We start from the raw sequence: 16,637 nt of genomic DNA on the forward strand, positions 1-16,637 counted from the left end.
CCTTCGTCATCTCCACGCGTAAGATCGTCGGCAGCGTCAGATGTGTATAAGAGAGAGGGCTTGGAAGGCGCGGGACCCGGCGCGGCAGGCGGGGCGGGTGGTACCGGGCGTCGCGGGAACGCCAGCCGGGCGCGGCCGGGACGAAGTGGTGCCGGGCGTTGTGGGAGCGTGGGCTGGGCGAGTGAAGGGGGGTGCGAGGAGGGTTACGAGAGGGCGTTGCGGTGTTGGCGGACCAGCTGTTCGCGTACCTGGCGGCTGTGGCGGCGGCTCACCTGGAGGGTTTCGGTGCCGACCGTGAGGGTGACGCGGCCGCCCTCGAAGCGGAGCTCGCTCACGTGGCGTGCCGAAACCAGCGTGCTGCGGTGGATGCGCAGGAAGCCGGCCTCCGACCAGCGGCGTTCGAGGGCGGCCAGCGACATGCGGACGAGATAACTGCCGTCGACGGTGTGCAGGCGCACGTAGTCGCCCTTGGCCTCGGCGAACCAGACGGCCTGCTGCGGCACGAACCGGGTGCGCCCGCCCAGCTCGACCGGGATCACGTCGTCCTGGCCCGGCTCGGGGGCGGGGCAGGCGGCGGCCTCCAGCCGGCGTACGGCCTCCGACAGCCGCTCGGCCCGCACGGGCTTGAGGAGGTAGTCGACCGCCTCCAGCTCGAACGCCTGCACCGCGCACTCCTCGTGCGCCGTGACGAACACCAGGCGTGGCGGGCAGGGGAAGCCGCCCACCAGGCGGGCGAGGTCGAGGCCGTCGAGCCCCGGCATGCGGATGTCGAGGAACACCCCGTCGAGCCGCTCACCGCAGCCGATCATCTGCACCATGTCCTGCAGCGCCGTGACGCCGTCGGCCGCGGTCGTGACGTGTTCGATCCGCTCGTCCTGGCGCAACAAGTAGGCGAGCTCCTCCAGAGCAGGCACTTCGTCGTCGACGGCCAGCACTCTCAGCATGTCCACCACGCGCCGTATGAAAGCAAAGCCCGGCTGGGACACGCAAGCGTAGCGTAATCATTCAGCAACGTTCAGCTAAATGCGTCTTGGGGACGCGCAGCCGCACTCTGGTCCCCTCCCCCAGCGCCGTCTCCACGACGAGCCCGTAGGCGTCGCCGTAGATCTGGCGCATGCGCAGGTCCACGTTCGCCAGCCCGATGCCGCTGCCCTCGCGCGAGGGGTCGCCGTCGAGCATGCGCCGCGCGCACTCGGGGTCCATGCCGGCGCCGTCGTCCTCCACCGAGATGTGCGCCTCGGGACCGGCGTCGCGGACCACGACCCGCACCTCGCCGCCGCCCCCCCGTCCGCGCATGCCGTGCTTGATGGCGTTCTCCACCAGCGGCTGCAGGCACAGGAACGGCACCGGCACGGGCAGCACCTCGGGCGCCACCTGCATGCTGAAGCGCAGCTTGTCGCCGAAACGGGCACGTTCCAGCAGCAGGTAGCGGTCGACGCAGGTGAGCTCGTCGGCCAGGGTGGTGAAGTCGTGCGCCCGGCGCAGCGCGTACCGGGAGAAGTCGGCGAAGTCGAGCAGCAGCTCACGGGCGCGTTTGGGGTTCGTCCGGACGAACGACGCGATCGTGGTGAGCGCGTTGTAGACGAAGTGCGGCGAGATCTGGGCGCGCAACGCGCGCATCTCGGCCTCCAGCGCACGCCGCCGCAGGGCGTCGAGCTCGGCCAGCTCCAGCTGGCCGGAGACCCAGCGGCCGAGCTCCACGACGGCGCGCACGAGCGCGGCGCTCACCGCGTCGTGGAAGGCGGCCAGCGTGCCGACCACCGCGCCGTCCACGGTCAGCGGCACCACGACCGCCCCGTGCGGCTCGCCGGGGAACACCTGGGCGCTCCCGGCGGCCACCGTGGCCTGGGCGTAGGCGAGGACGTCGTCGGTGCAGGGCCCGTCCCAGGCCAGCGCTGCCTCCGCCGAGGTGATCGCCACGCCCCGGGTCCCGAGTAAGGCGCGCAGATGGTGCACGGCCCTGCGGGCGGAGTCGCGGTCGAGCCCGGCGCGCAGCGCGGGGGCGGCCTGCGCGACGGAGTGCAAGGTCAGGTACGTGGTGTACGGGACGGACGCGTCGTCGCCCCGCTCCCCGGAGCGGGCGGGACGGCGCCACGGGGCCCGGGCGGCCACGTAACCGATCAGGAAGGCAAGGGGGGACAGCGCCACCCACGCGGTGGTCAGCATGCGGGCAACCGTAGCCAAGAACGCTGTGTGCCCGGGGGAAAACGTACGGTTGCGATCAGGCCGGGCCGTCGCCCGGTTCTTCCTGGTAGGAGTAGCGCTGCTCGCGCCAGGGGTCGCCGATGTTGTGGTAGCCGCGTTCCTCCCAGAAGCCCCGCCGGTCCTCCAGCAGGTATTCGATGCCGCGCACCCATTTGACGCTCTTCCACGCGTACAGGTGGGGCACCACGACCCGCAGGGGGTAGCCGCGGTCGGGGTTGAGGGGTTTCTCGTCGAGTTCCAGGGCGAACAGGGTGCCGGGGGCGGTGAAGTCGGACATGCGCAGGTTGGCGCTGTAGCCGTACTCGGCCCAGATCATCACGTGCCGGACGCCGGGGTCGGGCGGGGCGGCGGCCATGATCGTGGCCGGGGAGACGCCGCGCCACTCGTTGGCCATGAGGGAGAACTTCGTGACGCAGTGGAAGTCGGCGACGCGCGTGACGCGCGGCAGGGCGGCGAACTCGTCCCAGGTGAAGCGGTGCTCCTCTCCCGAGGCGGTGGCCCCGAAGACGCGGAAGTCCCAGCTGTCGGGCTTGAACGCCGGCACCCTGCCGTAGTGGATCACGGGCCGGCCGCGTGGGACGTACTGGCCTGGAGGCAGGCGCGACTCCTCCACGATCACTCTCCTCACCGGTCTCGCGTCTTGGGCCATCCTGCCATCGGACCTCTCGTGGTTCGCGAGCGGGTTGGGTGCGCTACGATGAACGCACTATGCGCACCGCGTTCCTGTTTTGGTATGGCGACGGACCCGAGTCCGTTCGCCACCTGACGCTGCGCTAGCAGACAAGGCGAACGAAAGGCCCCGGGTCCTGATGGACCCGGGGCCTTTCGCGTTCCCTGGAGACTTTTCCGGCCGAGAAGGCGAGAAAGAGAGCAGCAGATGGTGATCGTGATGGGGCCCGAGGCCACCGCGGAGGATCTGGCGTCGATCGTGGACGTCGTGCAGGCGGCCGGTGTGGAGGCGTTCGTGAGCAAGGGCGTGCGCCGCACGATCGTCGGCCTGGTCGGCGACGTGACGCAGCTCGACCCGGCCACCCTGCGGGGGATGCGCGGGGTGCGCGACGTGATGCGGATCTCGACCCCGTACAAGCTGGTCAGCAGGGAGAACCATCCGGAACGCTCCACCGTCCACGTGGGAGGCGTGCCGATCGGCCCCGACACCGTGACGCTGATCGCGGGGCCGTGCGCGGTGGAGACCCACCGGCAGACGCTGGAGGCGGCCAGGATGGCGCAGGCGGCCGGCGCGGTGCTGCTGCGCGGCGGGGCGTTCAAGCCCCGCACGTCGCCGTACGCCTTCCAGGGGCTGGGCGAGAAGGGCCTGCGCATCCTCGCGGACGTGCGCGAGGAGACGGGCCTGCCGATCGTGACGGAGGTCGTGGACGCGCAGGACGTCGAGCTGGTGGCGTCGTACGCCGACATGCTGCAGGTCGGCACCCGCAACATGCAGAACTTCGCGCTGCTGCAGGCCGTCGGCGCGGCGGGCCGGCCGGTGATGCTCAAGCGCGGCATGAACGCCACGATCGAGGAGTGGCTCATGGCCGCCGAGTACATCGCCCAGCGCGGCAACCTCGACATCGTGTTGTGCGAGCGCGGCATCAGGACGTTCGAGACGGCCACCCGCAACACGCTCGACGTCTCGGCGGTGCCGGTGGCGCAGCGGCTGTCGCACCTGCCGGTGATCGTCGACCCGTCCCACTCCGGCGGCCGGCGCGAGCTGGTGCTGCCGCTGACCCGCGCGGCCGTCGCGGTGGGCGCCGACGGTGTGATCATCGACGTGCACCCGCACCCCGAGCAGGCGCTCTGCGACGGCCCGCAGGCCCTGGTGGGCGCCGACCTGGGCGAGCTGGCCCAGGTGATGAACGACTTCCCGGCACTGCTCGGCAAGACCGCCGCGGCGGCCCTCACCGTGTGACGGCTAGAGCGTGTACTCCTGGATCGAGTCGGCGAGCTGGACGCAGAGCTCCTCCGCGTCGAGCCGCCGCTCGATCTGCTTCAGGTCTTCGATCTTGGCCCGGGTCTCGGCGCGCTTGGGCGCCAGCAGGGAGCAGCAGTCCTCGTCGGGCAGCTCGGAGATCTCGAGCGTGCCGATGCGCCGGGCCTCGGCCATGATCTCGGTCTTGTCCCAGCCGACCAGCGGGCGCAGGATCGGCAGTTCGACGGCGTTGTCCTGGGCGGTGATGTTGGCCAGGGTCTGCGAGGAGACCTGGCCGAGCGCGTCGCCGGTGATCAGCGCGGCGGCGTGGATGCGGTGGGCGACCTCCTCGGCCGTCTTGAGCATGAGCCGCCGCTGCGCGATCACGGCCAGGCGGTCCTGGCCGGAGTTGCGGATCGACTGCTGGGCCTTGCCGAACGGCACCACCCACAGGCGCGACCTGCCCTGGAACCTGTCGAGCTTCCTGACCAGCGCGTACGCCTTGTAGATCGACTCGGACGTGGTGAACGGGATGCCCGAGAAGTGCAGGAAGTCGACGTGGAGGCCGCGCCGCATCATCCGGTAGGCGGCCACCGGCGAGTCGATGCCGCCCGACATGAGCACGAGCGCCCGGCCGCTGCTGCCGACGGGCAGGCCGCCCTGGCCGGGGATGCCGCCGGTGAAGACGAACACCTCGTCGCGGTCGACCTCGATGGACACCGTCAGCTCGGGCTTGGACAGGTCGACCGGCAGACCGTACTCGTCGTTGATGGCGCCGCCGACGAAGCGGTCGAGCTCGTTGGAGCGCATCGGGAAGCGCTTGTCGCGGCGGCGGGAGCGCACGGCGAAGCGGGCGCCCCGCTTGGCCTCCTCGCTCTCGCCGACCAGCTCGACGGCGGCCTTCAGCACGCTGTCGGGGTCTTTGGCGACGCGCCAGGCGCGGTGGATCCAGACCAGGCCGGGCACGTCGGCGACGCGCTGCGCGACGGCGTCGGCCTGCTCGGCGGTGGCGCCCTGCGGCAGGAAGATCGCGATCACGCCGTGCCGCCTGCGCACGTCGACCTTGATGTCAAGGCTCTGGAGCGCCTCGCGGATGTTGCTGATCAGGCGGCGTTCGAACAGCTCGCGGTTCTTGCCCTTGAGGACGATCTCGCCCAGCTTGAGCAGAACGCACGGCTCGCCCAGGGCGGTCATCGTCATGGTGGAACCTCCGGGAAGACGGGGAGAAGCGCGCCTAGATGGCAACGTCGCGACGCATCGAGTTTAGTCCGCCCTCCGCACCCGCTCGATCGCGTGTCGAAGGCGTGAATGACCTTCATGTTTTCGGACTGTCCAGTTGACAGATAGTTGCGTTATCTATGCGAAAAGGACATCTCGGATGCCAGAATCCTCGGACCCCTAAGGCAAGGAACCGATCGATGACCTCTGCTGTGAATCACTTCACCTACGGACTGCTCACGCCCGTGCTGGCGTACGTGATGTCCTGCATCGGGTCGATGCTCGGGCTGCGCCTCACCGCGCAGGCCCACGCCTCACGCGGCGGCGCGCGGGTGCGCTGGCTGCTGGGCGCCGCCGTCTCCATCGGCGGGACCGGCATCTGGGTCATGCACTTCATCGCGATGATGGGTTTCCAGGTGGACGGCACCCAGATCAAGTACGACGTCTGGCTCACCGCGGGCTCCGCGATCGTGGCCATCGTGGTCGTCGGCACCGGGCTGCTGCTGGTCTCCTACGGCCGGGGCCGCCTGCCGTCGCTGCTCGGCGGCGGCCTGCTCACCGGCCTCGGCGTGGCCTCGATGCACTACCTCGGCATGTACGCGATGAACATGTCGGCCCACGTCTCCTACGACCGGCTGCTGGTGGGCGCCTCGGTGGGCATCGCCGTCGTGGCCGCCACCGTGGCGCTGTGGTTCACCCTCCGTGTCAAGAAGACCGTCTGGATCACCGCCGCCTCCCTCGTCATGGGCGCGGCCGTGGCCGGGATGCACTACACCGGCATGTACGCCATGCACGTCACCGTGCACCCCGAGCCCGCCGAGGTCGGCGGGGCGGACGCGCTGGACTTCCTCGTCCCCCTCATGACCGTGATCAGCCTGATCACGCTGACCATGCTGCTCATGGTGATCCTGTCGCCGTCGGAGGAGGAGGAGCGGGAGGACGCCGAGCTCGTGGCCAAGCTGCAGCTGCGCCGGCGCGCCACCCAGCAGCAGCAGGAACTGCTCTACAACGGCTCCGCCCCGCGCTCCGCGCAGGCGCCGAGACGGAGGTGACCTCCCCCGGGCACGGCTCGCGACGCGTGTGGTGGGCCGCCGACTCGCTGCGACGCGGGCCGTACCCTCAGGGGGTGCAGCGGAGGAACCGCTGCGCCCGAAGGTACGGCCGCGCGCTTGCAAACGGCTTTCAGCCGAAGAACACCTCGGCCTCCGCGTAGCGCGAGACCGGCACGGTCTTCAGCTCGGCGGTGGCCTCGTCGAGCCCGACACGGACGATGTCGGTGCCGCGCAGCGCGACCATGACGCCGTAGTCGCCCTCGTGGACCGCGTCGATCGCCTGCAGCCCGAACCGGGTGGCCAGCACCCGGTCGTAGGCCGTCGGGGTGCCGCCGCGCTGGATGTGGCCGAGCACGGTGGTGCGGGCCTCCTTGCCGGTGCGCTTCTCGATCTCCTTGGCCAGCCGCTCGCCGATACCGCCGAGCCGGACGTGGCCGAACGCGTCGAGCTCGCCCGTCTGCAGCTCCATCTGGCCCTCGATCGGGTGGGCGCCCTCGGCGACCACGACGATCGGCGAGTAGCGGGTGCGGAAGCGCGACTCGACGTATTCGCAGACCCGGTCGATGTCGAACGGCTTCTCCGGGATGAGGATGACGTTGGCGCCGCCCGCCATGCCCGCGTGCAGGGCGATCCAGCCGGCGTGGCGGCCCATGACCTCGCAGATGAGCGCCCGGTGGTGGGACTCGGCCGTGGTGTGCAGCCGGTCGATGGCCTCCGTCGCGATGTTGACGGCGGTGTCGAAGCCGAAGGTGTAGTCGGTGCCCGACAGGTCGTTGTCGATGGTCTTGGGCACGCCCACGACGTTGACGTCGCGTTCGTAGAGCTGGCGGGCGACGCCGAGGGTGTCCTCGCCGCCGATGGCGATCAGCGCGTCGACGCCGGCGGCCGCGAGGTTCTCCTTGATCCGGTCGACACCGCCCTCGATCTTGATCGGGTTGGTGCGGGAGGAGCCGAGGATCGTGCCGCCGCGCGGCAGGATGCCCCGTACGGCCTGGATGTCGAGCGGCATCGTGTCGCCTTCGAGGGGGCCGCGCCAGCCGTCACGGAAACCCACGAACTCGTGGCCGTAGACGCTCACCCCCTTACGTACCACTGCCCTGATGACGGCGTTGAGCCCGGGGCAGTCGCCGCCTCCGGTGAGCACTCCAATACGCATGGCGGGTTCCTCCCGATGAGGGTCACGAACCAGTGCTGATGACAGACTCGCATTGTGCCCTCCATCACAGCCAGTGGTCTAGACCAAACGCCAGGGCACACCGGCCGAACCTCGAACGGGAGGAAATATCGTGAGCGTCTTGGCCATCGACGCCGGGACGACGGGGGTCACTGCAGTCGTCGTCACCGATAACGGACATATCGAGTCCAAGGGGTATGAGGAGTTCACCCAGCACTTCCCGCACCCCGGCTGGGTCGAGCACAACCCGGAGGACATCTGGCAGGCGACGTTGTCGGCCTGCGCCGCCGCGCTCAGCGGGGCCGCGGCGTCACCGGCCTGCGTCGGCATCACCAACCAGCGCGAGACCGCGGTGCTGTGGGACCGCCGCACGCTGGCCGCGCCGCGCCGCGCCGTGGTCTGGCAGGACCGCCGCACCGTCGAGCACTGCGTACGGCTGCGCGAGGCGGGTTACGAGCCGCGCATATCGCAGCTGACCGGCCTGCGGCTCGACCCGTACTTCACGGGGACGAAGCTCAGCTGGCTGGCGGAGAACGACCCCGGGCTGTGGGAAGGGGTCGAGTCCGGAAATGTGGCGATAGGGACGGTGGATTCGTACCTGATCGCCAGGATGACGGCGGGCACGCGGCACGTGACCGACCCGTCCAACGCCTCCAGGACGCTGCTGTACGGCCTGGAGTCGGGCGCCTGGGAGCCGGAGCTGTGCGAGCTGTTCGGCGTGCCGGAGTCGGCCCTGCCGGAGATCGTGCCCAACTACGGGCCGCTGGGGCGTACGGACCCGGGGGCCTTCCTGGGGCTCGACCTGCCGATCAGCGGGGTGGCCGGCGACCAGCAGGCGGCGTTGTTCGGGCAGACGTGCTTCGACGTGGGCGACGTGAAGTGCACCTACGGCACGGGCTCGTTCGTCCTGACCAACCTGGGCGGCGAGATCGCGCGCTCGGAGTCGGGGCTGCTGACCACGGTGGCCTGGCAGACGCCGTCCGGCGAGCGCACGTTCGCCCTGGAGGGGTCGATCTTCGTGACCGGGGCGGCCGTGCAGTGGCTGCGCGACGGGCTCGGGGTGCTCGGCACGGTGGCGGAGTCGGAGGCGCTGGCCCGCACGGTGCCCGACACCGGCGGCGTGGTGTTCGTCCCGGCGCTGACCGGGCTGGGCGCCCCGCACTGGGAGCCCGACGCGCGCGGCCTGATCACCGGCATCACCCGCGGCACCACCCGGGCGCACCTGGTCAGGGCCACTCTGGAGGCCATCGCGTACGAGGTGCGCGACGTGGTGGAGGTGATGACCGCGGGCTCGGCGCCGGTGCTCAAGGCCGACGGCGGGGCCAGCGTCAACAACCTGCTCATGCAGCTGCAGGCCGACCAGCTCGGCGCGCCGGTGGAGCGGCCGGCGATCCAGGAGACGACCGCGCTGGGGGCGGCGTTCCTGGCGGGGCTAGGCGCCGGCGTGTGGGGGTCGAAGGCGGAGCTGCGCCAGACCTGGCACCTCGACCGGCGCTTCGAGCCCGACGAGCCCGACGACGCCGGATACGAGCGGTGGCGGGCGGCGGTGGGGCTGACCACGGCCGCCGCCCGCCCCCTCACCTGACCAGCACGCAGGCGGGGCTGTCCACCTCGTACGCCTCCCCGGTCGGCTCGGGGAGGCCGTCCCGCAGCGCGAAGACGTTCACCTGGTTCGAGTACTGGTTGGCCACGTACATGCGGTCGCCGTCGATGGCGAAGTGGCGCGGCCAGTCGCCGCCCGAGGGCACCTCGCCGAGCGGCGACAGGTCGGCGGCGCGCAACACGGAGATGGTGTTGGGGCCGCGGTTGGCGACGTAGACGAGGTCGCCCTCCAGCTGCAGGTGCGAGGGGGCGTTCTCGCCCGGGCGGCCGCTGGCGTGGACGACCGTGCGGCGTTCGCCGTCGATGAGGGTGACCGAGCCGTCGAGCTCGCCCGCGACGTACAGGCGGGAGCCGGAGAAGGCGAAGTGGCGCGGGCCGGTGCCGGGCGCCAGCCTGATCGGCTCCACCGGGGTGCCGTCGTAGCGGTAGCGGCGGATCTCGTCGGTGCCGAGGTCGGAGACGTGCAGCAGGCCGTCGTGGAAGACGGCCTGGTGGGCGTGGGGGCCCTCCTGGCGCTCGGCGTTCGGGCCGGAGCCCTCGTGGCGCAGCACGATCGGCTCGCCCGCGAACGCGCCGCGCTCGTCCAGCCGGTAGAGGGTGGCCGTGCCGTCGCCGTAGTTGGCCACCGCCAGCAGCGCGCCCTCGGGGTCCACCGCGACGTGGCAGGGGCTGTCGCCCTCGCTCGGCCGCTCGTCCAGGGGCGCGAGGCCCCGCCCCACCTCGTACGCGGTGAGCCAGCCGCGTTCGAGCTCGCCCACGGCGTACAGGACCCGCCGGGTGGGATGGACGGCCAGGAACGACGGCGAGGCCACTCGGGTGAGGCCGCCGCCGATCATGACGATGCCCGGGCCGTAGCCGCCGATGAACACGCTCTTCACAGCGGGGATCCTCCTATGGTTGACTGGAGCAATGAGTTCGTTGACAGAGTCAAATGTCTCTGAGGTCAGGACCTTCAACCGGTTCTATACGAAGGTGATCGGCGCACTCCAGGCGGGGATGCTCGACTCACCGTACTCATTGACCGAGGTGAGGGTGCTCTTCGAGCTGGCCCAGGCCGGCTCGATGGAGACCGGCGAGCTGCGCGGGCTGCTCGGCCTGGACGCGGGCTACCTCAGCCGCATCCTCACCCGCTTCGAGGGCGACGGGCTGGTCGCCCGGGAGCGGTCGGCGTCCGACGCCCGGCGGCAGCTCGTCAGGCTCACCCCGGCGGGGGCTGAGGTCTTCGCCGGGCTCGACCGGCGCCAGAGCGAGGAGATCGACCGCCTGCTGGCCGGGCTGCCCGGGCCCGACCGGGAGCGGCTGGTCTCCAGCATGGCGGCGATCCGGCGGCTGCTGGGCGCGCCGGACACGCGGGAGGCGGTGGTGATCAGGCCGCCGCGTCCTGGCGACCTCGGCTGGGTGGTCTTCCGGCACGGCGAGCTCTACAGCTCCGAGTACGGCTGGGGCGTCGACTTCGAGCAGCTCGTCGCCCGCATCGTCGGCGAGCTCGACCTCTCACGCGACGCCGGCTGGATCGCCGAGGTGAACGGCGAGCGCGCCGGGTGCGTGTTCTGCGTGCGGCAGGACGACGTGACCGCCAAGCTGCGGATGCTGCTGGTCGAGCCGTCCGCCCGCGGCCACGGCATCGGGCGGCGGCTCGTGGACGAGTGCCTGCGCCACGCCCGTGCCATGGGCTGCAAGCGCATCACCCTGTGGACGCGCGACAGCCTGGTGAGCGCGCGGCGCATCTACCAGGCTGCCGGGTTCACGCTGGAGTCGGAGGAGAAGGGCGTCGAGAACGGCGTCGAGGTCACCGACCAGGTGTGGTCGCGCGACCTCTAGGCCACCAGTTGAGCGGCCCCGCCAGGCGCATGAGGCTCGGCACCAGCACCGCCCTGATCACCGTGGCGTCCACCAGCACGGCCACCGCCATGCCGACGCCCAGCATCTGCACGAACATCACCTCCGCCGTGGCGTAGGCGGCGAACGTGAGCGCCAGGATGCCGCCCGCCGCGGTGATCAGGGGCGCGCCGCGCTGCAGTCCGGCGGCGACCGCCCGCTCGGTGTCGCCGGTCCTGTCGTACTCCTCCTTGATGCGGGAGAGCAGGAAGACCTCGTAGTCCATGGACAGGCCGTAGGCGACGCAGAGCATGAGGATCGGGATGCTCGGGTCGAGCGTGCCCGTCGGGGTGAAGCCGAGCAGGCCCGACAGGTTGCCGTCCTGGAAGACCCAGACGAGCACGCCGGACATGACGGCGAGGCTGAGGACGTTGAGCAGGGTCGCCTTGAGCGGGATGACCACGCTCCTCGTCATGACGAACAGCACCGCGAACGTGATGACGAGCATGAGCGCGATCACCAGCGGCAGCCGGTCGACGACGGAGGCGCGGTAGTCGGCCAGCTCGGCCGGGTAGCCGCCGACCAGCACCGGGAACGGCGGCTCGACCGCCCGGACGGCCTCGGCCAGCCGTACGGGGTCGTCGGCCAGGGCGGCGGCGGAGGGCACCACGGACAGCCACGTACCCTCGCCCCGGAACCTCGCCGGGTCGCCGTCGCCGACGCGCGCGCCGCCCGCGAACGAGCCCGCCGCCGTGTCCACCTGGGCGACGCCGGGCAGCCGCGACAGGGCGGTGGCGTACGGGACGACGCCGGCGGTCACGGCGTCCCGCGAGACGAGCTGGATCGCGTCGGTCTCTTCCGCGGGGAACGTCTGCCGGATCACCTCCTGCGTCTGCCGCGACGACGCCTCCGGCGGCAGGATGCGGTCGTCGGCCACGCCGAAGCGCAGGCCGAGGAACGGCGAGGCGAGCACCAGCAGCAGCGCCGTCGCCGCGCCGCCGAAGACGAGCGGCCGGCGCATCACCCGCGTGGCCAGGGCGTGCCAGCGGCCGTCCGCGCGTTCCGGCCGCTCGCGCCTGGGCAACATCGTGCCCCCGATGGAGGCCAGCACGGCGGGCAGCACGATCACCGCCGCGACGAGGCCGCCGATGACGACGGCGACGCCCGCGTACGCGAAGGAGCGCAGGAAGTCGAAGGGCAGCGCGAACAGCACCGCGAGAGACGCCGCCACGGTGAGCCCGCTGAACAGCACGGTGCGGCCGGCGTGCTCGACGGCGCCGGCGACCGCCGCGGCCCGGTCGGCGCCGCGCCGGACCTCCTCGCGGAAACGCTGGACGACGAACAGGCAGTAGTCGATGCCGAGGCCGAGGCCCATGGCCAGGGTCAGGTTGAGGGCGAAGGTCGAGATCTCGGCGAACGGCAGCACCCCGCGGAGCAGGGCCAGCCCGGTCACCATGGCGTACACGCCGGCCAGGATCGGCACCAGCGCGGCCATGACCCGCCGCTGGTAGAGCCAGAGCAGCACGAACGCCAGCGGGAAGATGACCAGCTCGGCCCGGACGAAGTCCTGCCGCGACAGGGGCACGGTCTCGCGGAAGACCTCCTCCCCTCCCCCGGCCCGCACCTGGAGCAGCGGGGTGCCCTGGGTGATCTCGGGGACGAGCCGGGGCAGCACGCCGGCCCGCACGTGGTCGGCGTCGCCGGGGATGCGCACGAGGATCAGCGCGTGCCGGCCGTCCTGGCTGCGCAGGGTGGCGGACCCGCCGCGGGTCCAGTACGAGGCCGCCTCGGCGACGCCGTCCGCGCGGGCGACGCGGGCGGTCAGCTCGCGGCCCGCCGCCTCGATCGCCGGGTCGTCCACGGTGCCGGTCCTGGCCGTCACCAGGAAGATCATGTCGGGGCTGCCGGCGTCGAAGCGCGCCCGCAGCTCGGCCTGCGCGCGGTCCGACTCCGAGCCCGGGGCCTCGAACCTGGCCAGGGACAGCCGCGGCACCGCCCCGGCCGCCAGGACGCCGGCGGCCACCAGCAGGGCCAGAGCCAGGGAGAGAACGAGTCTGCGGCGGCGTACGAGGAGGAAGCCGAGGCGGCGCAGCGGCGGGCCGGCGGTCGCCGGGCCGGGCGGCCGGGTGCGGGCGTTCACCGCCACCGCGGCGCCGCCGTCCTGGTCATCACGCTCTTCATGGGGGACTCCCGAAAAGTCGGTAAACTGCTCGTGTTTGTCGGCCTTTTCAGAAATACAAGTGAATGCTCGCATTTGTCAACGAGGGGACGCATGGCTGAACGCACGGTCCGCCGGCAGGCGCGCGGCCTGAAGCGCATGGCCGAGATCCTCGACGCCGCCGAAGCGGTGATCGCGGAGGTCGGCTATCCGGACATGACGACCAACCAGGTCGCGGCGCGGGCGGGGGTGTCGCCGGGGACGCTGTACCAGTTCTTCCGGAACAAGGAGGAGGTCCTGGACGGGCTGGTGGCCCGCTACACGGTCGACCGGGCCGAGTACTGGACCGCGCGGCTGGCCGCCGTCACCCCCGACATCCCACTGGAGGCGCTGGTCGGACAGCTGGTGGACGAGAGCGTGCGGTTCAAGAGCGAGTCGCCGGCGTACTGGTCGCTGCTGTACGGCACGGCGACGGGCGACCGGTTCGCCGCGGCGTCGCAGCGCCTGCACGACGACGTCGCGCTGCGGATCGCGGACATGCTGCGACGCCGCTCCCCCGGGCTGCCCGAGGAACGCGCCCGGCTCATGGGCACCATGGCGCTGGCCATGGTGAAGGCGGTGATGCCGATGGTCACCTCGTCACCGCCGGAACGCTCGGCCGAGCTGGTGGCCGAGCTGAAGCACCTCCTGATCCGCTACCTCGGCTGAGGCTCGCCCGAACCCGGCACCTCACCCCTCAGGCGCGAAACGGGCCTGAGACCTCGAACGTCAGGCCCTCGGTCCGGCCGCGCCTGGCCGAGAAGTAGAGGCGGTCGCCGCGCGGCGAGAACGCCAGGCCCGTCAGCTCGGCCCCGTCGTGCCCCTGCAGCCGCAGGAACGGGGTCACCGCGCGGTCCGGCGTGATGAGGTCGATCCGGGTGCCGGTGCCGGCCGCGTACAGGTCGCCCGAGGGGGCGGCGGTGATGGCGCGCACCCCCTCGCCGAGCCGCTCCAGCGTGGCGGTCTCGGCGTCGTACGCCCACAGGCCGCCGTCGCCCCTCGTGGTGAAGTAGCAGACGCCGCCCGCGTAGTGGCAGCCGTGGCCGCGGTCGAAGTGGCGGGCGTCCTCGACCTGGTGGCGGGCCTCCTTGAGGAGCGCGGCCGGCGACGGCACCGGCCGCCAGCGGCCCGAGGAGGACAGCACCTCGAGCGTGCCCTCCGTCAGGTCGCCCCAGTCGCCCGGCCGGAACCGGTAGAAGCAGCCGTCCGGCTCGTCCTCGGTCATGTAGATCACGCCCCGCTCGGGGTCGCAGGCGGCGGCCTCGTGCTTGAAGCGGCCCATGGCCAGGCGGGGACGGGCGGCGCGGGCGCCGTACGGGTCGCATTCGAAGACGCGGCCGCGGTGGCCGAGCTCGCACGACAACCAGGTGTTCCAAGGCGTGGCCCCGCCGGCGCGGTTGAGGTCGGTGCCGGACAGGATGCGGTAGGCGTCGGCGATGCCGCCGTCGGCGCGAAAGCGCACGGCCGAGGCGCCGCCGAGCAGGGGGAGCTCGGAGTTGGACACGTAGATCCAGCCGCTCCCATCGGGGAAACAGGCGCCGCCGTCGGGGGCCGCGTGCCAGGTCAGACCGGCCACCTTGGCGCCCGAACGGGCCACGACCCGGCCGGTGAAGTGCGGGGGCAGCGCGAGACCGCCCTCACCCGGCGGGCCGACGGGGCCGTACGGGCCGACGCCGCCCGGCACGAGCGGGCCCGTGCGGAGGAGAGTCTTGTGGGACATCGTGGGCCTCCCTCTAGATGCCACGCTAGTCGACCGCACGGACATGAATGGCAGAGACTCGCGACACCAAACTCTGCGCAAATCCCCACCCCACCCAAGCCACACACAGGAACGACAACCCTCCGGACGACCACACGCACACCTTCCTCGGCCGGCGCAGGTGGCAGTTCTGCTGCTGCACGCGGCACTAGGGCTGCGGTTCCGACGCTGCCGGCGGCGCCGGGGCTGCTGCACGGCCACAGGCCGGAGCAGCGACGCCCTGGCGCGACAGCGCTGTGCGGCTCGGCAACGGGTTTCGGGGGTTGCGGCGACGGCGTCCAGGGCGGCCGGCCCGGTTGTCTGCTCCGGTGCCGGCCGGGGCTTCGCGAAGCCGGGACGAGGCCGGTCGGCGAGCACGGCGGTTCGCGGGTTGTTCATGGACCGGCACGCTCGATCGGCGAGGGCCGATCAGTTCTTACGGTTACGGCAGGTGAGGGCTTGAGGGCACCGCCCGCGCGAGAGACGGTCAGGGCATGCGAAAGCCCGGGCGCCTGGCCCGGGCCTCCCGCGGTGCACCGCCGGCACCGCCCTGCGGCGATGCCTGTGCTCAGCCTGTCAGCGCTGTGCCTGGAACATCCAGTGCTGCTTGTCGATGTCCTGCGCCACCGCGATCAGCAGGTCCTGGGTGACCGGGTCGGGCTCCTCGACAGCGCGGATGCGTTCGTACATGCGCTTGCTGATGCCGTCGAGGATGTCGGTGAAGGTCGCCACGACCTTGCCGTCCTCGATCCAGCCGCCGTCCGGCTGCGCCAGCTTGGTGGAACGGGCGACAGTGGCGGCACGGCCGTCAGGGTTGACGCCGATGGCGACGGCGCGTTCCGCGATGGCGTCCATGTGCTGCCGGGCGAGGTCGGTCACTTCGTCGAGTTGGAGATGGATCGGGCGGAAGTGGGAACCGATGAGGTTCCAGTGGGCCTGCTTGGCGACCAGAGACAGATCAATGAGGTCGACCAGCGAGCCCTGCAGTGCTTCCGCGACGGTGTTCCTGGCATCACCCGAGAGCGGGCCGGTGATCGTAGCCATGAGTAATTCCTCCCCGTCGGTCGGACTTTCCTTAAGGACAACGAAATCGGAAAGGACGTTCTTCCGATTGCATCATTGACACTGTAATAGTGACAGTGTCATCGTGAAGGTATGAGCGACACCTGGACCATCGGCGAGCTGGCCGAGCACGCGGCACGCGCGCTGCGCTCCGACGCTCCCCCGCCCGCGAGCGGCCGGGTCCGCGACGTGCCCGGCGAGCGGCTGATCCGGTGGTACACGACGATCGGCCTGGTCGACCCGCCGCTCGCCCGGCGCGGCCGGGTCGCCCGCTACGGCCGCCGTCACCTGCTGCAGCTCGTGGCCGTGAAGCGTCTGCAGGCGGCCGGCCACTCGATCGCCGAGATCCAGACCGCCCTGGCCGGCGCGACCGACCGCATGCTGGAGACCGCGGCCCGGCTCCCTCTCACGGAGCCGGCCCCGCCGCCCCTCATGGAGCAGGCCCGCCCGGGGCAGACCCAGCCGTCCCCCGTGCAGCAGGCCCACCCGGAGCACGCCCCGGGAGCCCGCACGGAGCAGGCGCCGCGGGCCGTCCCACCGTCACCCGGGCGCCCGCCGTCCATGAGCTCGGCCCCGCCGCACGCCGCGGAGGGCCCGGCGGGTGACGGCCAGTCACGCGGCCGGTTCTGGGCCGAACGCCCGGAGACCCCACACCCCCCGGC

Annotated in this window: 15 protein-coding genes; 6 read left to right on the forward strand and 9 right to left on the reverse strand. The window is 71.7% G+C overall.

The features are described 5' to 3' along the window. Positions 1-203 precede the first annotated feature (203 nt). The 3 genes from C1J01_RS35065 to C1J01_RS35075 form a co-directional block, all read right to left on the reverse strand. Positions 204-944: a LytR/AlgR family response regulator transcription factor gene (locus C1J01_RS35065; protein WP_111183267.1), complete on the reverse strand. Its 741-nt coding sequence runs from the start codon at positions 942-944 to the stop codon at positions 204-206. A 61-nt stretch (positions 945-1,005) separates the two neighbouring features. Beyond that, a complete protein-coding gene (locus tag C1J01_RS35070) occupies positions 1,006-2,166 on the reverse strand; it encodes a sensor histidine kinase (protein WP_111183268.1) in 1,161 nt (386 codons plus the stop codon). A 55-nt stretch (positions 2,167-2,221) separates the two neighbouring features. Next, a complete protein-coding gene (locus tag C1J01_RS35075; protein WP_235854869.1) occupies positions 2,222-2,818 on the reverse strand; it encodes a sulfite oxidase-like oxidoreductase in 597 nt (198 codons plus the stop codon). A 264-nt stretch (positions 2,819-3,082) separates the two neighbouring features. Here C1J01_RS35075 and aroF point away from each other — a divergent pair, with 264 nt between their 5' ends. Next, on the forward strand, positions 3,083-4,114 hold the full coding sequence (gene aroF / locus C1J01_RS35080; protein WP_111183270.1) for a 3-deoxy-7-phosphoheptulonate synthase: 1,032 nt from the start codon (positions 3,083-3,085) through the stop codon (positions 4,112-4,114). A gap of 3 nt (positions 4,115-4,117) precedes the next feature. Here aroF and thiI read toward each other — a convergent pair whose 3' ends face one another. Further along, on the reverse strand, positions 4,118-5,314 hold the full coding sequence (thiI, locus tag C1J01_RS35085; protein ID WP_111183271.1) for a tRNA uracil 4-sulfurtransferase ThiI: 1,197 nt from the start codon (positions 5,312-5,314) through the stop codon (positions 4,118-4,120). A gap of 218 nt (positions 5,315-5,532) precedes the next feature. On the opposite strand from thiI, the gene C1J01_RS35090 reads away from it, so the two are divergent. Next, positions 5,533-6,384 carry an MHYT domain-containing protein gene (locus C1J01_RS35090; RefSeq protein ID WP_235854870.1) on the forward strand — a complete coding sequence of 284 codons (852 nt, stop codon included), beginning with the start codon at positions 5,533-5,535 and terminating at the stop codon, positions 6,382-6,384. A gap of 130 nt (positions 6,385-6,514) precedes the next feature. Here the strand turns inward: C1J01_RS35090 and C1J01_RS35095 are convergent, their stop codons facing one another. Continuing rightward, a complete protein-coding gene (locus C1J01_RS35095) occupies positions 6,515-7,540 on the reverse strand; it encodes a 6-phosphofructokinase (RefSeq protein ID WP_111183273.1) in 1,026 nt (341 codons plus the stop codon). A 130-nt stretch (positions 7,541-7,670) separates the two neighbouring features. Here C1J01_RS35095 and C1J01_RS35100 point away from each other — a divergent pair, with 130 nt between their 5' ends. Further along, positions 7,671-9,143, forward strand: a complete 1,473-nt coding sequence (locus tag C1J01_RS35100) for an FGGY family carbohydrate kinase (RefSeq protein WP_111183274.1) — start codon at positions 7,671-7,673, stop codon at positions 9,141-9,143. Here C1J01_RS35100 and C1J01_RS35105 read toward each other — a convergent pair. Continuing rightward, entirely contained in the window at positions 9,136-10,038 is a 903-nt protein-coding gene (locus C1J01_RS35105; RefSeq protein WP_111183275.1) for a lactonase family protein, read from the reverse strand. The genes C1J01_RS35100 and C1J01_RS35105 overlap by 8 nt on opposite strands. A gap of 94 nt (positions 10,039-10,132) precedes the next feature. Between C1J01_RS35105 and C1J01_RS35110 the strand changes: the two genes are divergently transcribed. Then, the gene (locus C1J01_RS35110) at positions 10,133-10,981 is read left to right on the forward strand and encodes a bifunctional helix-turn-helix transcriptional regulator/GNAT family N-acetyltransferase (RefSeq protein WP_235854871.1); all 849 of its coding nucleotides are present in this window, start codon (positions 10,133-10,135) and stop codon (positions 10,979-10,981) included. Here C1J01_RS35110 and C1J01_RS35115 read toward each other — a convergent pair. Then, positions 10,950-13,124 carry an MMPL family transporter gene (locus C1J01_RS35115; RefSeq protein ID WP_235854872.1) on the reverse strand — a complete coding sequence of 725 codons (2,175 nt, stop codon included), beginning with the start codon at positions 13,122-13,124 and terminating at the stop codon, positions 10,950-10,952. The two genes, C1J01_RS35110 and C1J01_RS35115, sit on opposite strands and share 32 nt — an antisense overlap. Before the next feature lie 126 nt (positions 13,125-13,250). Here C1J01_RS35115 and C1J01_RS35120 point away from each other — a divergent pair, with 126 nt between their 5' ends. Further along, positions 13,251-13,844 carry a TetR/AcrR family transcriptional regulator gene (locus C1J01_RS35120; protein ID WP_181449130.1) on the forward strand — a complete coding sequence of 198 codons (594 nt, stop codon included), beginning with the start codon at positions 13,251-13,253 and terminating at the stop codon, positions 13,842-13,844. Positions 13,845-13,872: 28 nt separating this feature from the next. Here C1J01_RS35120 and C1J01_RS35125 read toward each other — a convergent pair whose 3' ends face one another. Further along, on the reverse strand, positions 13,873-14,895 hold the full coding sequence (locus C1J01_RS35125; protein ID WP_111183279.1) for an alkaline phosphatase PhoX: 1,023 nt from the start codon (positions 14,893-14,895) through the stop codon (positions 13,873-13,875). Between the two features lie 594 nt (positions 14,896-15,489). Next, positions 15,490-15,957 carry a Dps family protein gene (locus C1J01_RS35130; RefSeq protein WP_111183280.1) on the reverse strand — a complete coding sequence of 156 codons (468 nt, stop codon included), beginning with the start codon at positions 15,955-15,957 and terminating at the stop codon, positions 15,490-15,492. A gap of 111 nt (positions 15,958-16,068) precedes the next feature. Between C1J01_RS35130 and C1J01_RS53245 the strand changes: the two genes are divergently transcribed. After that, positions 16,069-16,637: helix-turn-helix domain-containing protein (locus tag C1J01_RS53245; protein ID WP_111183281.1), on the forward strand; the 569-nt coding region annotated here is incomplete at its 3' end.

Source organism: Nonomuraea aridisoli (assembly GCF_003236395.1).
Taxonomy (GTDB): domain Bacteria; phylum Actinomycetota; class Actinomycetes; order Streptosporangiales; family Streptosporangiaceae; genus Nonomuraea; species Nonomuraea aridisoli.

Bases quoted from the DNA above. Each gene is read 5' to 3' on its own strand.
- C1J01_RS35065 (WP_111183267.1), bottom strand. From the start codon at position 944: ATGCTGAGAGTGCTGGCCGTCGACGACGAAGTGCCTGCTCTGGAGGAG.
- C1J01_RS35070 (WP_111183268.1), bottom strand. From the start codon at position 2,166: ATGCTGACCACCGCGTGGGTGGCGCTGTCCCCCCTTGCCTTCCTGATC.
- aroF (WP_111183270.1), top strand. From the start codon at position 3,083: ATGGTGATCGTGATGGGGCCCGAGGCCACCGCGGAGGATCTGGCGTCG.
- thiI (WP_111183271.1), bottom strand. From the start codon at position 5,314: ATGACGATGACCGCCCTGGGCGAGCCGTGCGTTCTGCTCAAGCTGGGC.
- C1J01_RS35090 (WP_235854870.1), top strand. From the start codon at position 5,533: ATGACCTCTGCTGTGAATCACTTCACCTACGGACTGCTCACGCCCGTG.
- C1J01_RS35095 (WP_111183273.1), bottom strand. From the start codon at position 7,540: ATGCGTATTGGAGTGCTCACCGGAGGCGGCGACTGCCCCGGGCTCAAC.
- C1J01_RS35120 (WP_181449130.1), top strand. From the start codon at position 13,251: ATGGCTGAACGCACGGTCCGCCGGCAGGCGCGCGGCCTGAAGCGCATG.
- C1J01_RS35125 (WP_111183279.1), bottom strand. From the start codon at position 14,895: ATGTCCCACAAGACTCTCCTCCGCACGGGCCCGCTCGTGCCGGGCGGC.
- C1J01_RS35130 (WP_111183280.1), bottom strand. From the start codon at position 15,957: ATGGCTACGATCACCGGCCCGCTCTCGGGTGATGCCAGGAACACCGTC.